16 protein-coding genes are annotated in these 18349 nt (G+C 40.6%); 10 read left to right on the top strand and 6 right to left on the bottom strand.

The genetic code is table 11. From position 1 onward, the window contains the following. Nucleotides 1-51 precede the first annotated feature (51 nt). Nucleotides 52-246, top strand: a complete 195-nt coding sequence (locus tag MHN81_RS08665) for a (2Fe-2S)-binding protein (protein WP_023397915.1) — start codon at nucleotides 52-54, stop codon at nucleotides 244-246. Nucleotides 247-303: 57 nt separating this feature from the next. On the opposite strand, the gene bfr (MHN81_RS08660) is transcribed toward MHN81_RS08665, so the two are convergent. After that, nucleotides 304-768, bottom strand: a complete 465-nt coding sequence (gene bfr, locus MHN81_RS08660; RefSeq protein ID WP_023397914.1) for a bacterioferritin — start codon at nucleotides 766-768, stop codon at nucleotides 304-306. A gap of 12 nt (nucleotides 769-780) precedes the next feature. Beyond that, nucleotides 781-1251: a bacterioferritin gene (gene bfr / locus MHN81_RS08655; RefSeq protein ID WP_036975144.1), complete on the bottom strand. Its 471-nt coding sequence runs from the start codon at nucleotides 1249-1251 to the stop codon at nucleotides 781-783. Nucleotides 1252-1546: 295 nt separating this feature from the next. On the opposite strand from bfr (MHN81_RS08655), the gene MHN81_RS08650 reads away from it, so the two are divergent. From MHN81_RS08650 to MHN81_RS08625, 6 genes are all read left to right on the top strand, one after another. Beyond that, a complete protein-coding gene (locus MHN81_RS08650; RefSeq protein ID WP_023397912.1) occupies nucleotides 1547-2053 on the top strand; it encodes a hypothetical protein in 507 nt (168 codons plus the stop codon). Nucleotides 2054-2071: 18 nt separating this feature from the next. Beyond that, nucleotides 2072-2680 (top strand): superoxide dismutase, encoded by a 609-nt coding sequence (locus MHN81_RS08645; RefSeq protein ID WP_239425535.1) that lies wholly within the window; start codon nucleotides 2072-2074, stop codon nucleotides 2678-2680. A gap of 162 nt (nucleotides 2681-2842) precedes the next feature. Next, nucleotides 2843-3658 carry a PAAT family amino acid ABC transporter substrate-binding protein gene (locus MHN81_RS08640; protein ID WP_023397910.1) on the top strand — a complete coding sequence of 272 codons (816 nt, stop codon included), beginning with the start codon at nucleotides 2843-2845 and terminating at the stop codon, nucleotides 3656-3658. 63 nt (nucleotides 3659-3721) lie between these two features. Further along, nucleotides 3722-4303, top strand: coding sequence for a thymidine kinase (locus MHN81_RS08635; protein ID WP_023397909.1), 582 nt, complete (start codon nucleotides 3722-3724; stop codon nucleotides 4301-4303). Nucleotides 4304-4355: 52 nt separating this feature from the next. Further along, complete coding sequence (locus tag MHN81_RS08630) at nucleotides 4356-5684, top strand: ATP-binding protein (RefSeq protein WP_023397908.1); 1329 nt, start codon at nucleotides 4356-4358, stop codon at nucleotides 5682-5684. A 160-nt stretch (nucleotides 5685-5844) separates the two neighbouring features. Further along, the gene (locus tag MHN81_RS08625; RefSeq protein ID WP_239425534.1) at nucleotides 5845-8265 is read left to right on the top strand and encodes a PAS domain S-box protein; all 2421 of its coding nucleotides are present in this window, start codon (nucleotides 5845-5847) and stop codon (nucleotides 8263-8265) included. 26 nt (nucleotides 8266-8291) lie between these two features. Here MHN81_RS08625 and rlmF read toward each other — a convergent pair whose 3' ends face one another. Beyond that, nucleotides 8292-9161, bottom strand: coding sequence for a 23S rRNA (adenine(1618)-N(6))-methyltransferase RlmF (gene rlmF, locus MHN81_RS08620; RefSeq protein WP_239425533.1), 870 nt, complete (start codon nucleotides 9159-9161; stop codon nucleotides 8292-8294). A 123-nt stretch (nucleotides 9162-9284) separates the two neighbouring features. On the opposite strand from rlmF, the gene MHN81_RS08615 reads away from it, so the two are divergent. Beyond that, nucleotides 9285-10190 carry an alpha/beta hydrolase gene (locus MHN81_RS08615; RefSeq protein WP_239425532.1) on the top strand — a complete coding sequence of 302 codons (906 nt, stop codon included), beginning with the start codon at nucleotides 9285-9287 and terminating at the stop codon, nucleotides 10188-10190. Nucleotides 10191-10200: 10 nt separating this feature from the next. Here the strand turns inward: MHN81_RS08615 and MHN81_RS08610 are convergent, their stop codons facing one another. Both MHN81_RS08610 and MHN81_RS08605 read right to left on the bottom strand, forming a co-directional pair. Continuing rightward, nucleotides 10201-11703 carry a sulfotransferase gene (locus MHN81_RS08610; RefSeq protein WP_023397904.1) on the bottom strand — a complete coding sequence of 501 codons (1503 nt, stop codon included), beginning with the start codon at nucleotides 11701-11703 and terminating at the stop codon, nucleotides 10201-10203. Between the two features lie 38 nt (nucleotides 11704-11741). Continuing rightward, a complete protein-coding gene (locus MHN81_RS08605; RefSeq protein WP_023397903.1) occupies nucleotides 11742-14363 on the bottom strand; it encodes a TonB-dependent receptor in 2622 nt (873 codons plus the stop codon). A gap of 455 nt (nucleotides 14364-14818) precedes the next feature. Here MHN81_RS08605 and MHN81_RS08600 point away from each other — a divergent pair, with 455 nt between their 5' ends. Continuing rightward, the gene (locus MHN81_RS08600; RefSeq protein WP_023397902.1) at nucleotides 14819-15184 is read left to right on the top strand and encodes a hypothetical protein; all 366 of its coding nucleotides are present in this window, start codon (nucleotides 14819-14821) and stop codon (nucleotides 15182-15184) included. A gap of 159 nt (nucleotides 15185-15343) precedes the next feature. Further along, a complete protein-coding gene (locus tag MHN81_RS08595) occupies nucleotides 15344-16708 on the top strand; it encodes a leucyl aminopeptidase family protein (protein ID WP_023397901.1) in 1365 nt (454 codons plus the stop codon). A gap of 45 nt (nucleotides 16709-16753) precedes the next feature. Here the strand turns inward: MHN81_RS08595 and MHN81_RS08590 are convergent, their stop codons facing one another. Beyond that, nucleotides 16754-18232 carry an aminoacyl-histidine dipeptidase gene (locus tag MHN81_RS08590; protein ID WP_239425549.1) on the bottom strand — a complete coding sequence of 493 codons (1479 nt, stop codon included), beginning with the start codon at nucleotides 18230-18232 and terminating at the stop codon, nucleotides 16754-16756. Between the last annotated feature and the right edge of the window lie 117 nt (nucleotides 18233-18349).

Genomic DNA, 18349 nt, shown 5'->3' with positions numbered 1-18349 from the left:
TGTTTAGATTAAACTACTCCCAATTGATGTAATTGAGATTGGTTTTCATTCATGTATATTTGTATCTGCCACGGAATAACAGACAAAAAAATAGCGCAGACGATAGATGACGGTGCAAGATCTATGAGGGATCTAAGTAAAGAGTTGGGTGTAGGCACTCAATGTGGTAAGTGTTGTAACTGTACCAAAAAAATATTGAATGAAAAGCTAATCGATATCGTGGATGTGACTGAACAAGTTGCATAGCAAATCAAGTTTTGTAAAAAAGGGCGTTTATAAAACGCCCTTTTTTAATGGGTGAGATTACATCTGTGATTGGAGGTAGTTTTCTTGACCCATTGTTTTTAACAGCTGCTGCTGAGTTTCTAGCCAGTCAATTTGTTCTTCTTGCTCATTTTGGATGTTATCAAGCGCTTCACGGCTAATGTAGTCTTGCTTTTGCTCACATAAAGCAATGGCATCTTGTAGATCTTGCAAGGATGTTTGTTCGAATGTCATATTTGCGGCGATCATTTCAGCTACGTTTTCACCTATGTTTAAACGGCCTAAATCTTGCAGATTTGGCAGGCCTTCTAAAAATAAAATGCGCTCGATAAGTCTGTCAGCATTCTTCATTTTTTGGATAGACACTTTGTAATCTGCTTTATCTAGTTTCATAAAACCAAAATCTTTGAACATGCGCGCATGCAAAAAGTACTGGTTTATCCCAACTAACTCGTTAGCAAGTACCTTATTCAAGGCTACGATAACTTCTCTATTACCTTTCATATGCTTCTAATCCTATGCCAGTTGCGATTGTAGATAGTTTTGAATACCAATCTTTTCGATAAGGCCAATTTGTTGTTCTAGCCAATAAACGTGATCTTCTTCTGTATCGAACAATAACTTTTCTAATACTGCGCGAGATTGGTAGTCCTGCTCTTCTTCACAAGCTTTGATTGCATCCTTCACGCATGCAACAACTTCAAGCTCCAATGTCAGGTCATTTTCCATCATTGATTTCACATCTTGACCGATCAGCAGATCACGACGCTTGGTCATGTTCGGCACGCCCTCTAGGAATAAAATGCGTTTAATAAGCCAATCTGCATGAGTTGTTTCTTCTTCCATTTCATGGTTCAGACGCTCGTATAGCTTTGTTAGACCCATGTCTTCATACATGCGAGAGTGGATGAAATACTGATCAATTGCAGCAAGCTCGTTTGCCAGCAGCGCATTAAATGCATCAATGATTTTTTGTTTACCTTTCATAAGAGGTTCCTCAAACTCTGACTTTAGAAGGTATTCTATCTTTAGGAAAAAGATTGTCAATAAAAATCCTTTAAAATCAGTGGTTTAACAATTGATTCTTATTCTCATTATCGTTGCCTTTTATGCTTTAAGCAGCGCTTAAGTTTTTATCTCTTTGTAGCACTGACCCATAAAAAATTGGGAAATCAATTGGGATTTAGAGTAATAATTACAATAATGCAAATAAAAACAATTTGCATTAAGGTGTTTGTTTTGTTTATAGTTGTCGGGTGTAAAGCAATCTAAGGGGAGCGTAATGGCCCTAGTAGAACAACCGGAAACTTCAATGGATACTCCTTTAGAGTACGCCCTAGCACCATGGCAATATGCAATAAAAACAGGTAATCACGCATTTCAGCATGGTAAGTTCGATTCAGCACGCGACAAGTATCAAAGTGCATTAAATTTAGCTGGTCATTTATTAGAGCAGTTTGTCAAAAGCAAACCTTGCGATGAGCAGCTAACAGCAATTGAACATTGTTGCCCTGCATTAGTGGTTGCTGCACATAATTTGGCTGATTGTTTTCTTGCTTTGTCTAATCCAGAGCGTGCTTGCAAGCAGCTTATAGAAGTTCATTTGGTTATTCTTAATTTGGTCGAAAACGCATCCATTGAAATTGTGGAGATTGCTTGTCACCACTTACACAAAACAAGGCAGGAGTTGATAAATTTTGCTTCATGCCACCCCCATCTTCCAGAGCTGATTGAGAAAGTCAACACCGCGATGGAAGGGGGATTTACCCGCCCACATATCGTCCATTAAAGTAAATGAGGAAAGACCATGGCTTTTACATTGCCACAACTACCGTACGCTTATGATGCTTTAGAGCCACATATTGATACTAGAACAATGGAGATTCACCATACGCTTCACCACCAAACTTATGTTAGTAAGGCTAATGCTGCGCTAGAGGGAACTGAGTTTGCGGATCGCGGTGTCGAAGATCTCCTTGCAAATATTGAGTCACTACCAGAGAGCCTTAAAGGCGCGGTTAGAGATCACGTAGGTGGCCATCACAATCACAGTTTGTTTTGGACTATCATGTCGTCTGACGGTGGTAATCTTCACGACGGTGAGCTTGCAAAAGCAATTACAAATACCTTTGGCAGCTTTGACGCTTTTAAAGAACAGTTTACAGCGGCAGCTGTCAGTCGTTTCGGAAGTGGCTGGGCTTGGCTAGTGGTTGATGCTGAAGGCGAGCTGAAAGTAACAAGCTCGTTAAATCAAGACAGCCCATTAATGAATAACCAAATGCCAATTCTAGGATTGGATGTTTGGGAGCATGCGTATTATCTCAAATATCAAAACCGTCGTCCTGAATACATTGCTGCATTTTATAACGTGATCAACTGGACTGAGGTTGAGCGACGTTACCTAGAAACAAAATAATCTGAATTTTGGTTTAAGTACCTTATATGCTTATGAGGTACTTTTTGATGCTAAAAGTACGATTAACATCTCTTTTCCGGTAATTATCCGTAAAAACCCGTTTCCAACGACATTCGTTCAGCTGTAAGCTATAGTATATTTATAGCCAAGCATTTAACTCCAATGCTCACTTTTAATCTCGTTGTGAACTATATGCGTCTGTTAGCATTTTTACTGATAACATCGTGGTCATCTTTGGCCTATGCCACCACTTATATGACTTTGTGCTATGAAGACAAAAATATTCCCCCATTTTTTCTCGGCAGTGGCTTCGAAGTACCTGACGAACGCCCTGGCGCAACAATTGAAATTTTACGTAAGCTTCAGAGCAATGTACGTACGGTAAGGTTTAAATTTGTTCGCAAGCCTTGGCAAAGGTGTTTAAACGATATCCAAAAAAATAGGGTTGACGCTGTTATTGCCTCGTATCGTTCAGAAAGAGATAAGTTTTTGAACTTTCCCAGAAATGCTCAGGGGAGTGTAGATGAAAGCCTAGCAATTAGTATGTTAGGGACATGCTTAGTTGGGCAGCAGGGTTTAGGGCAAGATATCGCAAATAACAATTACCCTTTGAGTTTGGCTATCCCGAGAGGGTATTCTGTTTTACATGTGCTTCAACAAGACTTATACCGTGTCATTCAAACTGATTCGCAAGATGATGCTTACCAACTTGTATTGAAAGGCTTGGTTGATGGTTCTCTTGGTTTATGCCAAGTGTACGATGAGCAAGTTGCAGGGTTTCCTTATAGTGAATCCCTCGACCCTATTTTTCCGCCAATTGATATCAGCTACGGGTATCTGGCCTTATCAAAGGCATTTTTACAGCAAAACCCAGAGGTAGCACAGACTTTGTGGCGAGGGTTAGGCGCGATGCCTTTGCACGAATATTATTTAGACTACATTAAAAACCCAGTCGAACATAAAATTCCCAGATATTGAATATGGTCAGTATGCATAAGTTTCTGTAGACTAGCGTGCACTCTAAAATATCCTATCGTTATTATGGCACAACTTTATTTTTATTATTCGGCGATGAACGCTGGTAAATCGACCACCTTGCTTCAGTCTGCATTTAATTATCGAGAACGAGGTATGACCCCGTTTATTTTAACCGCTGCTATCGATAACCGCTCAGGTGTTGGCAAGGTTGCGTCACGAATAGGTCTTGAGGCTGATGCGAGTACATTTGAACCTTCAACCAATGTGTTTCAACTGGTTCAAGTTGAACACAACCAACACAAGCTAGATTGTATTTTGGTGGATGAAAGTCAATTTTTGTCAAAAGAGCAAGTTTCTCAATTGACGGATGTGGTCGATTCACTGGGTATTCCGGTTTTATGTTATGGACTGAGAACAGACTTCAGAGGTGAGTTGTTTGAGGGCGCGCAATACTTACTGGCATGGGCCGATAAATTGATTGAATTAAAAACAGTTTGTCATTGTGGTCGTAAAGCCAACCATGTTTTGAGGTTAGACGAGCAAGGTAATGCCATTGCAGACGGCGATCAAGTTGAAATTGGTGGCAATGACCGCTATGTTTCGGTATGCAGGAAACATTATAAAACAGAACTTAATAGGTTGTAATTTTAACATTTTTTGCCATGCTTAAGGCTATCATTGGACAAACTTGGTAGCCATGTCTAACTCACCTTTTTCTTTTCTTGCTAGTGAATCTTCACAAAATACGGAGAAACCCAAGCTGCCTCCTTGGAAGATTTTAATTGTTGATGATGAACCTGAGGTTCACAATGTGACCAAAATGGCATTATCAAGGTTTTCCTATGAGAATCGGGAATTGTCATTTTTTCATGCCTATTCGAAATCAGACGCCATTAAATACATGCTTGATGAGCAAGATATTTGTGTTGTGTTACTCGATGTCATTATGGAAACAGATAATGCGGGACTGGAGTGTGTTCATCAAATAAGGCAAGAACTTAAAAACTGCGATGTGAGGATTATCTTAAGAACAGGACAACCGAGTACGATCCCTGAACATGAAGTCATGTTGAAGTACGATATAAATGATTATAAAAACAAAGTGGATCTCACTAAATCGAAGTTATACATCACCATGACAAGTGCATTGCGGGCATATTGTGATATTAAAAAGCAGTCTAAGTTGGCTTCAGAATTGCAGGAACTCAATGATAATCTTGAAGCCAAAGTTGCAGCGAGGACGGCCGAGCTAACGCAATTAAATCAATCTCTTATGACTGCAAATGAAAAAATATTAGAGCAGCAAAACTCACTTCTTCAATCGGAAAAAATGGCATCTGTTGGGTATTTGGCGTCAGGTATGGCACATGAAATAAACAACCCGCTTGGTGCAATGAAATGTAACTTTTCGGTTCTAAAAGACTATATTAAAGGTCTCAGTCGCCATATTAGTGTGCTTAACAATGAGTCACTTAACGGTGATTTAATAGATATATCTGAACTGCTTGAAGACAACGAAATTGACTTAAATAGAATTGAGCAAATAGTAGCTGCATTGTCCGTATTTAATGGGATATCAGGTGAACAAGCGCAGTTGCATAACTTAACAGAAATATTCACGTGTTTTATTAATAACCTTAGTAAACCAGTCGTTTTAGATCATGACTCTAAAAACGACATCGAACTGCTATGTTGTAGAGAGCAGCTTTTAAAAGTGTTTGATATTTTACATACGAATGCTATCGAATCTGGCGCTCTACCACACGATATTTCAGTAAAAGTGTGCTTGCGTGAGGAAACTGTGTCTATCTCTTTTAAAGATCAAGGGGCAGGTATAGAGCCTACTAAATTGGGTCACATTTTTGATCCCTTTTATTCAAGTAAGCCCGTAGGGCAGAACGTTGGCTTAGGACTTACCATTGCATTGATGCTAATTAAAAATCATCATGGAGAGTTAACCGCGACGTCTGAGTTGGGGAAGGGGAGCTGTTTTGAAATTTGCATCCCAATTGAAACAAGCAGCTGACAAGGTATCAATAAAACATCAATTAAAAACCAGCTTTCTTCTTTACTAAATATTTTACTAATTGATTTTTAAACATTTTAATTCAGTTGTGTGAGATCATATTCTATATTCAGTTAGGCAAGCTAAAATGGTTTAACTCTGTTGAGCACAGGAAGTCATCATGTCACAAAGCATCAGCGCAGACTTAGAAAGCGAAAACAAAAAATTAAAATTAGCGCTTGAGAAAGTCACATATGAAAGAGACAAATACAAAAACCTCTTTGATGCATCTGGAGATGCGTTATCCATTATCGATCTAAAGTCCGGGAAGTTTATCGAGTGTAATGCCGCAGCGGTTGAAATGCACGGTGTTCAGAGTAAGGACAAATTTTTACAGCTTGGTCCTGCAGATATTTCCCCCGAGTATCAACCTTGTGGTCAGCTATCAGAGTCTTTGGCCAAAGGGTTTATTACAAAAGCGTATGATGAAGGGGCGCAATTATTTCAATGGACACATACTCGGCTAGATGGTTCGACTTTTCCTTGTTTAGTGTCACTTACGGCGGTTCAATTGCATGACGAAAACTTGGTCTTGGCAATAGGGCGAGATATAACAGAAATTGTCAGAACTCAGAAACAGCTAGATGAAGCCCACTCAGATTTAAAACGATATAAAAAAGCATACCAAAGAGAAAAACAAAAGTTTGAGCATTTTGTAAATTTAGCTCCAGTGGGAATAGCAATTAACTATATGAAGGATGGTAGCTTTCAGTACGTTAATCATGAGTTTAGCAAAATGACAGGGTATTCAGTAGAAGAGCTGAATAATATGGATTATTGGCAGCTAACTCCACGTAAATATGAAGAACAAGAGTACAAGCAGCTGGATGGCTTAAAACAACAAGGCCGATATGGTCCGTACGCTAAAGAATACATACATAAAGCGGGAAATACTTATCCTGTTTTACTGTCAGGAATAAAAATCACAGACGGTGACGGCGAGGACTTTATATGGTCCGTGGTCCAAGACACGACACAACAAAAAGCGATTGAAGCACAAATACAAAAAGCAAAAGAAGCTGCGGACTCTTTTGCGATTCGCATGCAATTAGCGAACGACTCTGCGGAGATCGGTGTATGGGAGTGGGATCTTGTTTCAAATGAGTTAATTTGGGATGACTGGATGTTTAAGCTGTATGGCGTAACTGAAGGTCAATTCTCTGGTGTCTATGAAGCATGGGTTAATAGCGTCCACCCTGATGACATTGGTTTCGCGAGTGCGAAATTGGAAGCTGCTGTAAAAGGAGAGGGCGTGTATGAACCAGAATTTAGAGTTGTGCACCCTAATGGCGTGGTTCGGACAATGAAAGCGAGTGCCGAAGTTATAAAAGATGAAATGGGCAGAGCAATCAAGGTTATCGGGGTTAACTATGATGTTACTGATAAAGTTAATGTGATTGAAAAGCTGGCCGCTGCAAAAACAGAAGCAGAGAATTCTGCCAAAGCCAAAAGCGATTTTGTCGCAAATATGAGTCACGAGATACGCACCCCTATGAATGCCATATTAGGCGGACTTCAGTTGCTTGAAACCGCTGAACTGAGTGCTGATTTTAGACAAATACTGTCAAACGCGTCTTTTTCCGCGCAAAGCTTGCTCACTATTATTAATGACATTTTGGATTATTCCAAAATAGAGTCAAATAAACTGGAACTAGAAAAAGCGCCACTCTCTTTCGAAGAGATAATAGAGTCTGTCAAGTACGATTTAGATTCGGTTATCAGTAACAAAGGGATTGAATTTCTTGTCACGATTGAGGACAACTTCGACGACAAATGGCTCGGCGATTTAGTTAGAGTAAAGCAAATCTTATTAAACCTAACCTCAAACGCGGTCAAATTTACAGACAAAGGCTCAGTAAAAATAACAGTTAGGTCTGGTCATTATGACGGAAAAGACGCCGTTAATTTAAAGATCACAGATACCGGCATAGGTATGAGTGAAGAGGCTCAAAAATGTATATTTGACCGGTTTTCTCAAGCAGATACTTCAACTACCAGAAAGTATGGTGGTACGGGTTTGGGTATGTCTATCACGGCAAGTTTAGTGAAGCTAATGAAAGGGCAAATTGAGCTAAAGAGTCAACAAGGTGAAGGTACAAGCATCGATCTTTGGCTACCATTGGAAAAGTCATCTCAGGAGTCCAATCTCAAACAATGCAGATCTTTATCTCCACCAAACCTAGCAGGGAAAAAAATACTGATTGCGGAAGACAATAAAATAAATCAAATACTGATAAAAACAATGCTCAAAGATACTTATGCTGAACTGACGCTTGTAGAAAATGGCCTAGAAGCAGTTGAAGCTTGCCAAAATGATCTTTATGACTTGGTTTTAATGGATATTCATATGCCAGAAATGGATGGCGTCGAAGCGCAAAAAAGAATCAACAGACAACATGCAAGCATGCCTGTCATTGCGCTGACAGCCAATGTCATGACAGGCGATGTGAAAAAGTATTTGGCTCAGGGGTTTGTCGCTCATATCGGCAAACCCATTGATTTGAGAAATTTATTTGGTGTTTTAAAAAACTATGCGGATTAGTGCAAGCAAACGTAATAGATAACTGATTAGTTAAAGCGCCAAGCTATAAAGCGACTTTGTTTGTTGCCTTGAACCATATTTATGACCTTATGTTGCTTAACACCGATTTGTGTCAGGCATTTGGTCAAGGCTGGCAAATTATCTTTTTTGGAGATTAAGCTTGTAAACCAACCGACTTGGTCTTTAAATTGCGCACTTTCATTCATCATGCCTCGAATAAATGCCAGCTCACCGCCTTTACACCAAAGCTCAGGTGCATGTCCGCCAAAATTAAGGTGCTTTGATGTTTTGGCAACACCCAAATTTTTCCACTTTCTGTCAGTGCCTTTTTTCGCTTCTTGTTCACTTGCGTGGAATGGCGGGTTGCACATAGTGAATTCAAAATAGTCGTCTTTGCCAATGATCCCGGTAAAATATGCTTCGCTATTGGCTTGATGTTTTACCTTTATGGGCAGCTTATTAGCTTTGACGATATTTTGGCTAACCTTTACTGCAATTGGGTTTATATCACTCCCTACAAACTGCCATTTATACTCAGAGTGCCCTAAAATCGGGTAAATCAAATTAGCGCCGGTCCCAATATCTAGGCACTTTATTTTTTTACCTGTAGGCACAATATCATTATGATCTTCGGCAAGTAAGTCGGCGAGTGCATGAATGTAATCGGCTCTTCCGGGCACTGGAGGACACAGAAACTGATCAGGTAAATCCCAAAAAGCGATACCATAATGTTTGAAAAGTAGGGCTTTGTTGAGGAGTATCACCGCCTTGGGGTCAGAGAAGTCGACGGTATCTTCACCGTATTGTTTTGTAACTAGATAATTTGCAAGTTCAGGAACTGCTTTTGTGAGTCCAGGAAAATCATAGCCTGAGGCGTGTTTGTTTCTAGGGTGCATGTTTGAAATTGTGTTTCACAGAATGACTAGTAAGAATTATACCTTAAATTCAATGTCTTCACTATTAGGGTTACTTTTTTACCTCTCAACTGGTACGATGAGATAAAAAATCTTGGATATACAATGATAAATCAAGAATCAATGCAAGTACCGTTAGCTGATGCAGGAGCATCTTTGCATTTGAGGTATATACACAACACCGAGAAGACGGGGCCGATTGTTTTGCTTCTCCATGGGGCGGTAGAGAATGGTAAGATTTTTTATACCCACAATAATAAAGGGTTGGCACCATTTTTAGCGACTCATGGCTATCGATGTTTTGTACTGGACTTACGAGGAAGAGGGGAGAGCATACCGCCAATCTCAAAAGGCCATGATTATGGTCAAACGGAATCTATTGTTGAAGATGTACCTGCTGCTGTAGTGTTTATTTCTAAGCTGCTCGGTGAGCGCCCAAAATTCTGGGTTGCACACTCGTGGGGGGGCGTGATTATGAATAGTGTATTTGCCCGTTTTCCTGAGGAAATAAAATACGTCGATGCATGTGCGTATTTTGGTTCCAAACGCAGTTTATACAACAATCACCCAGAAAAGCTGCTCAAGGCCAATATAATGTGGTATCGGCTTGCGTACTACTACACAAAAAAGCATGGTTATTTACCCGCTAAAAAACTGCGTTGGGGTTCGGATAGTGAAACAGCCAAGTCACATCGGCAAAGTGCTGAGTGGGCAAAAATAAGCCCTTGGGTAGATAGTGATGATGCTTTTGATTATGCCCATGAATTAAGTGACAAAAGGCTTCCGCCGACTTTGCACATTGCTGGAGTGAACGATAAAGCGTTGGCACAACCGATTGATATAAAAATGTTTATGAAAGAGTCTGGTGTAGGTACTCAAGCGTTAAATATATATGGCAAAAAATATGGCCATACACATAACTATGGCCATATTGATATGTTGACGCATCCAAATGCAGTAACAGAGCAATTTCAAGACGTGCTAAATTGGTTTCAGGAGCATCAAAGCTGATTGAATGAAGTTAATTTTTCTTTGGGGTAAGTTGCCCCAACTCTTTTTCTATATATGTTTCAAAAGCTTGCCAGCGTGTTAGGGAGCGGTTGTGAATAGGTTGCCGCACTTGGGTTTTGCTCAGCGTGGATACTTTGCTCCGGCTTTTGTAAAAGTCCATACATTCAGGTTCATATTTCAAATAAATAAAGTTTAAGAGCTTTTGGATTGTACGTTCTGGATCATCGATCAAGGTCTCATAACTGACATTAAAAATGCTTTTTTTAAGGTGAGAAGAAAAATGATCCATAACTTGCTGCTCTATGTCTGCATAGAGCTGGAATTCAGTTAAAGAACAAAAATAGGGCTCATTTTCTGCGAAATGATTGCTGTACACGGACCACGCATTAGCTTTAAAGTCGCGCGTTAAATGTATGAATCGGGCATTTGGGAATATTTTGTATATTAACCCTATGTTTTGAAAATTGGCTGGCAGCTTGTTTATCACGGCCTCTTCTTGCACTCTATTTTTCTTCACTTCATCTACATATACGCTGCGACAATAGTCCAGCATGGAGGTTGATGTTTCATATATACACTCAGGGAAATCACGCTCAGTTCGCATTTCAAGGTAGGGAACTATTTTGTCGCTGATTATGATGCTTTCGCCAATTGAGCCCACTTGAGAGTGCTGTGTAAGTATTTGTTCAAGTAGTGTTGACCCCGTCCTAGGTAGCCCAATGATGAAAACAGGCGTGAACGTCGATTTTACTTTGTCTATTGGCTTATCAAAAAAGTCGCTGTTGCAAGTTTCAAGTAGACGATTAAAAAAAGGCACCATGTCTGCTGTTTTAAATTCACATTGCTCAAATTGTAGCTTGTTAGCCTTTTCGTAAAACTCAAATGCTTCTTTATATTCTCCCAATGCCTGATGTGCAGTTGCAAAAGCATGATAAGCGATGATTTTAAATTTAGGGTGTTCGTATTTGCCCTCAAATTCAGTGAGTTTTTCCATTAACAGCGGGATTTCGTTGGTTGGTGCTAACTGCATCAGTTCGAATATAATGAATATAGAGACCCCGGAAGAAGGGCAGTCTAATCCTTTTTGAAACACCTGATAAGCATTGTCGATAAAACCATGGTCCAGATAAAATTGTCCTAGATGATAATGAATCTGCGCATTGTGTCTGGCTACGCTAAGCGCATACTCTAGTACAGTCTTTGCATCTACAGGCGAGCCTACAGCAATGAAAGCGTCAGCTAAAGCATACAGTGGGTCGAGCATTTTTGGCAGGTGTTCACATGCTCTTTTTAAGTAATAAATAGCATTGTCATACTGCTCTAAGCGCATACATATACGCCCTAAGCCAAATAAAGCTTTGCCATTTTTAGGGTTTTGTTTAAGCACTTGCTTGAACATAAACTCAGCTTCTCTAAGTCTATTTTCCAAGAGTAGCTCTGTGGCGCGATCTAAAAGTAACATGGTATTAAGCTGTTTATTTTCATGATAAAAATAAAAAGAGGAAAAAGCCATCGCTAATTCCTCTTTTGCTTCTGGGTTACAGATAAAGTTTAGAACGTATAAGTTGCTTTGACGTAGTAGAACCCACCATTAATTCCAAATGGAGAGGTTTCATAATACACCCCGCCCCAATTGTTAGAAGGCGTTAGTTCTGTTGCACCATCTTCAGCAAAGTTGATGACTTTCTCAGCATCTTGATCGAAGATGTTGTTAGCGCCCACTGTTAAGCTGATATTTTCTGTCGCATAGTAGGTTAGCTCGGCATCAAATGTGAATGTCGGATCAGCCATGATTGCGGTAGCATCATAGTCGACGTGCACACCTTGATACTCTCCGAAGTAGTTGTAGCGGATAAAGCCTGAGAAGTCTTCCCACTGTTGAGTCCAAGTGTAAGTTGCGCGATGTTGAGGTAAATCATTTTCTAAACGTTTTACCTTAAATTCGCCAGTAATTGCAGAGAACTTATCAACTTCGGTTTCATTCCAGTTGTACGCCATGCTAAACGTGGCAAATCCACCAAGTAAATCCATTGAATAGTTGGCAACTACATCAACACCTTGTGTTGTGGTATCAAAGTCATTGGTAAAGAATGACACTTGAGCAATGCTGTCTACATTAGGCACACCATCAGCTTTGAGAGCTTCTTTTTGTGCAGGTGTCAGATTGATTTTTTCAGATTGACTTAGTCTGTCTTCTACTTGGATGTTGTAATAGTCAATCGTTAAGAATAAATCACCGGTCTGATAAACAAAACCTAATGTGTAACTTTCTGACTCTTCAGGTTGTAGCTCTGTACCACCAAGTATTTCAGAAACTGGGTTTGTCGGTGGTAATAGTGCCGAGTCAACTAAAACGCCACTGCTTAAGTTTGTTTGAACATTACTTACATTTGCTTGACCAACTGTTGGTGCTCTGAAGCCTGTACTAATAGAGCCTCGCACAGATAAGTCATCGGTCAGTTGATATTGACCCATAATCTTGAAGTTGGTTGTGGAGCCAAATGAATCGTAATCCTCAAATCTAAGTGCCCAACCCATTAAAAATTCATCGGTGAATGGTGTCTCTACGTCAATGTATGCAGCGTAGTTACGACGAGAATACTCGCCTGCGGCTGAAGGTTGGAAACCCGGGAAGCCGTTAGAACCAATACCAAAGCCCTGTTGAGTTAATGGGCCTGCAATAAAGGAGGCTTCATCACCGGCTATTACTTCAAATGTTTCTTCATGCCATTCAAGACCAGTCGCCACGTTTACGTCGTAAGCAAGACCAAAATCAAACCCTTTAGAAACATCTAAGTTAAAGTTTTTCTCTAACTGAATGTATTTACCTGGGCTAAACTCCATTGGAGTTTCAGCACCAAGTGATGCGTTCACTGTGTTAGTGATGAAGTAGCGTGATTCATTGCGTCCTACAGAGCCACTGATGTCATAAAAACCGCCTTCCATAAAGCCTTCAGTGAAGTCACCTCTGGTACCGATGGTTAAAGACGTGTCTGTGATATTGCCGCCAAAGTTGGGCGTAAAACCACCTGGAAGTATTTCGTTAAAGGCAAAACAATTGCGGCCGAGTTCTGTATCTGCCGCTATTTGTTGATATGCAGCTATGGTTGCGACATTTTGAATACGATTTCCATCAGCATCTTTGAGGTTAATAGTTGGACAACCAATGCCTGTACCTACGCCATCTAGGTCAGCAACCAGCAGCGTATTACCACCGTCATTGGAATAAACTTGAGGACGAGTTTGAGGGTTACGATAATAGAAGCCACCCTTTACATCTCTTTCTGAATAGTTACCAAACATGTAAAACTCAGAGCTGTTGCTTAGCTCAAGACCTACGTTACCAAACAGCGTGATGTCGTCTTTAATTTCTGGAGCACCCCAAATTTGTGCAGGGTCTCTAATGCCTTCTACGTTGGCATCTGCATATGCCTGAGCATCAGGACGTTGTACACTTCTGCTAGTGGCATCAGCTTCTTTGTATTGGAAACTTAAATTAGCAAACCCTTGATCGGTAAATGGCAAGCCAACATTCCCTTCAAACGTGGTGGTATCCCCATCACCTTCGTAGTACTCACCCTGTTTAACAGAGAAGCTTCCGCCTTCTGAAGCGTCTTTTAATACAAAGTTCAAAACACCTGCAATAGCATCTGAACCATATTGAGCTGCTGCACCGTCACGAAGTACTTCTACTTGTTTTAATGCTACGCTCGGAATAACTGAAATATCGGGCCCTTGTGCACCATCGTTAATACCACCGCCTAAAAACGCAATGACAGAAGAACGGTGTCTGCGCTTACCGTTGAGTAGTATTAATGTAGAATCCGCTGGTAGACCTCTTAAGTTGGCAGGTCTCACTAAGCTTGCTGCATCACTGATAGGGTTGGCATGTACGTTGAGCGATGGCACAGAGCCTTTCAACAGCTCAAGCATGTCGTCACCGCCAGCCTTGCTCAGCTCATCACCGCCAATAATATCGATTGGGACCGGTGATTCACCGACGGATCTAGGTGCTGCCCTAGAACCTACCACGGCTATTTTTTCAATATCTTTGTTAGCTCCTTCTTCTCTGGCATCTGCTTGAGCGCCAAATGCAAGTAAAGCTGTGGTTGCTGCAGTTGTAGAAATCGCAAATCGAATTGCATTTCTTAGTTTGCATCTCTGTAGTTTCATCCTGTTTCCCCAGTTTTTCTAAACTTTTTTTGTAAACTAAATTGCAATATGCAATAACGTGCTTTCTCAAGAACTTATTCAATTGATTAACACATTTATAAAAATAGCAGCCAATTTACTAAGTTCAATCTTTTGTTTGATTTAATTGCACTTATTTCTAATTTGTGACGATTTTAGGTCTTTTTAGCTCACAAAATAAACACTGTTGTTTCTGAGGTGGGTATATTTTGTAATTTTTGTTAAACTCAAGGTGAGGGAACTGTCTAAACATTTAATATAAATATTGACTAAATCGGGATTTTATAACACAAAAAGAGCTAGATATAACGAGGTTGATAATTTTATGTAAACCGCTGCGTTGGGGATGTTGTAGAGTTATTTTGGACCAAATATCAACACGATTTTTGCATGGAACTTTGCTAGAATGACAAAAAATAAGTTGATTTCGGATATCGATGCGATTAATAAAAGTCGTTCATAAAGCGCCTATTCGGGTTGCACGGATAAGCAGAAGAAAGCAGAGGCTTAAAATAAGACGTACGCTTATTGCTTTAAAAGGGGCGCTTGCTCAAGAAAAGCAAGAGACAGAGGAAATGCTTGATATCTATAAGCGGTACACGCTAGGAAATGCGTCTAAATCAGAGCTAAAAATTGCAAACAAGCAATTTGTAGATGTGCTAAAAGGCTTAGGTTTAGGGGTTTTTGCAATTTTACCTTTTGCCCCCATCACGATCCCGCTAATTATCGCACTTGGTAATAAGTTTGGTGTCGAGGTTTTACCGAGCTCATTCGCTGAAAAAAAAGAGCCTAAAAAGAAATAGCACAGCCTATGCTTAGCCCTGTTAAGAGCTTTGCTATCAGCCAGTTAATTTTTGACATTACGTTTACAAAAATACAGAAAAAACTTACCCTTATGACAGTGAATTGTGCGCGCGTTATTGTTATCCTTGAGGCAATACAACTTAGAACAAGAGGCACGTATGAGTACTTTACTCGTTCACTCCCAAGAAGGAACACCAATTCATTTAACCACTGAGCCGCAACTAGATGGTTGGCTGTCAGAAAATGCACAAGCAGCTAAGAGCTTTGTGTTATCGACGCGCCAAGAAGGTCAAAATGTGTTGTTGATACCGGATTTGACCAGTGGAGCGCTATCAAGTGTTGTCTGTGTAGTTGATTCGCTTGATGATCAATGGCTAGCTGGTGATTTAGCCAAACAGCTACCACAAGGAGTGTATCAATTTATCGGCGACGAAGCATTGATTGAAAGGGCTGCGACTAGTTATATTCTTGGCGCATATAAGTATAGCGCTTATAAAAAGACTGCGCCCATTCAAGCTAAATTAGCCATTTCAGCTCCTGAGTTATATAAAAAAGTTGCTGATATTACAGCTGGTATTTACCTGGTTCGAGATTTAGTAAATACACCAGCAGCTGACATGATGCCGCAGCACTTGGCAGAGACGTTTATTGAACTTAGCGAGCAGTTTGGCGGTGAGTTTAAGCAATTTATCGGTGATGAGTTACTTGAGCATAATTACCCGACGATCCATATGGTTGGACGAGCAAGTGACAATAAACCGAGACTGTTAGACCTAACTTGGGGTGATGAAAGTGCACCTAAATTAACATTGGTAGGTAAAGGTGTATGTTTCGATTCAGGCGGCTTGGATCTAAAACCAGCAGCTGGGATGCGAAATATGAAAAAAGACATGGGCGGCGCGGCCCATGTACTTGGCCTTGCACATATGATCATGGCGGCAAATTTACCAGTTAGATTACGCGTATTGGTTCCAGCTGTTGAAAATGCGGTGTCAAAAAATGCCTTTAGACCTGGCGATGTGATTGTAACGCGCAAAGGTATTACAGTCGAAATCGACAACACTGATGCTGAAGGACGTTTGGTTTTATGTGATGCGCTGGCCGAAGCCCAAGCAGAGCAGCCGGATTTATTAATTGATTTTGCAACCTTGACGGGGGCATGTCGTATTGCACTGGGTACTGAATTGCCAGGTTTTTATAGCACTGATCAGCAAATTGCCAATGACATTATTGCCGAAGGTCTTGAGCTCAATGATCCGGTGTGGCAATTACCTTTGTTTGACCAATACAAAGCGCTGTTTAAAAGCGATATTGCGGATATCTCAAATTGCGGTTCAACGCCTTTTGGTGGGTCAATCACCGCAGCTTTGTATTTAAAAGAGTTTGTAGAGCCAGAAACAACACCTTGGCTTCACTTTGATGTGATGGCGTGGAATGTTCGCCATTTGCCTGGCAGACCAGTAGGTGGTGAAGGACTTGGACTGAGAGCAACCTTCTCATATTTGCAAAAACGCTTTGGTTAACCAAAAGCAAAAAAACGGCTCATTTAGAGCCGTTTTTTTATTATATTATTCAGCAGCTTTAAACGGAATATTTGAAAGCAAGGCTTTCATTTGTTGCCAATATAAGCCAACTGACTCAATGTGTACTTTTTCATCTGGAGAATGAGGGAACTTAATTGTTGGGCCGAATGAAATCATATCCATGTCTGGATACGGCTCTTTGAATAAACCACATTCTAAGCCTGCATGGATCACCATGATGTCAGGTTTCTTGCCATAAATGCCTTCATACATGTCTCTGAAGATATGTATTAGTTCTGACTCTGGTTCAGGTTTCCAACCCGGATACGCACCTGAAAGTTCAATTTTAGCACCAGCAAGTTCTGCTAGTGATGCCAAAGTTCCTTCGACGTCTTTTCGTCCGGAGTCGATCAATGAGCGGATCAAACAAAGAACTTCAATACTGTCAGTGTCAGTTGTGATCACACCTAGGTTTAATGAGGTTTCAACGACACCTTTAATATCATCACTCATGCGAACCACGCCGTTCGGGCACGCGTTGAGGAGTGAGAGTAGCTGTTGAGTACAGGCTGCTGTCAAAGGTGAAAGGTCGTTTTGAGTTTGTGTAGTTGCAAATGTGAGACCCGTTTCAATTGCAGATAGCTCTTGGCGCATAAGCGTCTGCACTTGCTCGATACACGCAACGACTTTATTAACATCGGCATCATTAATTGCTATTGTGGTATACGCCTCACGAGGGATTGCATTTCTCAATGAACCGCCTCTAAATTCAACGATTTGAAAGTCAATGCCATGGAGGTGATGTTTTAAAGTACGCGCAAGCAGTTTGTTGGCATTTGCACGTCCGGTATGAATATCAACACCTGAGTGTCCACCTTTTAAGCCTTTTAAAGAGATCTCTAAATAAACTTGCTCAGCACAAGCTGACTGTCTTTGGATGTCTAGCGTAAGGCTCGCATCAATGCCACCAGCGCAGCCCATGTAAATCTCACCTTCTTGCTCTGAATCTGTATTTAGCAGGATTTCTCCTTCCAACCAACCAGCTTCTAGGCCAAATGCACCAGTCATGCCGGCTTCTTCATCAACAGTTAATATGACTTCAAGTGGTCCGTGAGCCACATCGCTTGAAGCTAGCACAGCCAAGCAAGATGCCATACCAATTCCGTTGTCCGCCCCCAGCGTTGTGCCGTCAGCGGTTACCCACTCACCGTCAACATATGGTTTGATTGGATCGGTTACGAAGTCATGGTCAGTATCGTCATTTTTCTGTGGCACCATATCAATATGTGCTTGCAGTACAACTGGCTTTCTATTTTCCATGCCAGATGTCGCGGGTTTTTTGATAAATACGTTACCTGTTTTATCTCTGCGCACCGGTAGATTTTGGGATGTTGCCCAGTTGACAATAAATTGCGCTAACGCTTCTTCATGCTTAGATGGGTGCGGAATTGAACAGATTTGATCAAAAAATTGCCATACGACTTGTGGTTCAAGTTGGCTTATCTCTGAATGAGGTTTAAACACCATATTCCCCTAATTAACTCGTTTGTTGTCAGTAATTTAATTTTGGTAGCAAACATCAGTTGCTTTGTCACAGCTATGATCTTGAATGAGTCAAATGCGTTTTACAAATGTTAAGAC

Source organism: Pseudoalteromonas sp. Of7M-16, assembly GCF_022347805.1.
GTDB classification, from domain to species: Bacteria; Pseudomonadota; Gammaproteobacteria; order Enterobacterales; family Alteromonadaceae; genus Pseudoalteromonas; species Pseudoalteromonas luteoviolacea_F.
Note: the sequence above shows the minus strand (reverse complement) of the source record. Positions and strands in the feature narration are given on the sequence as shown.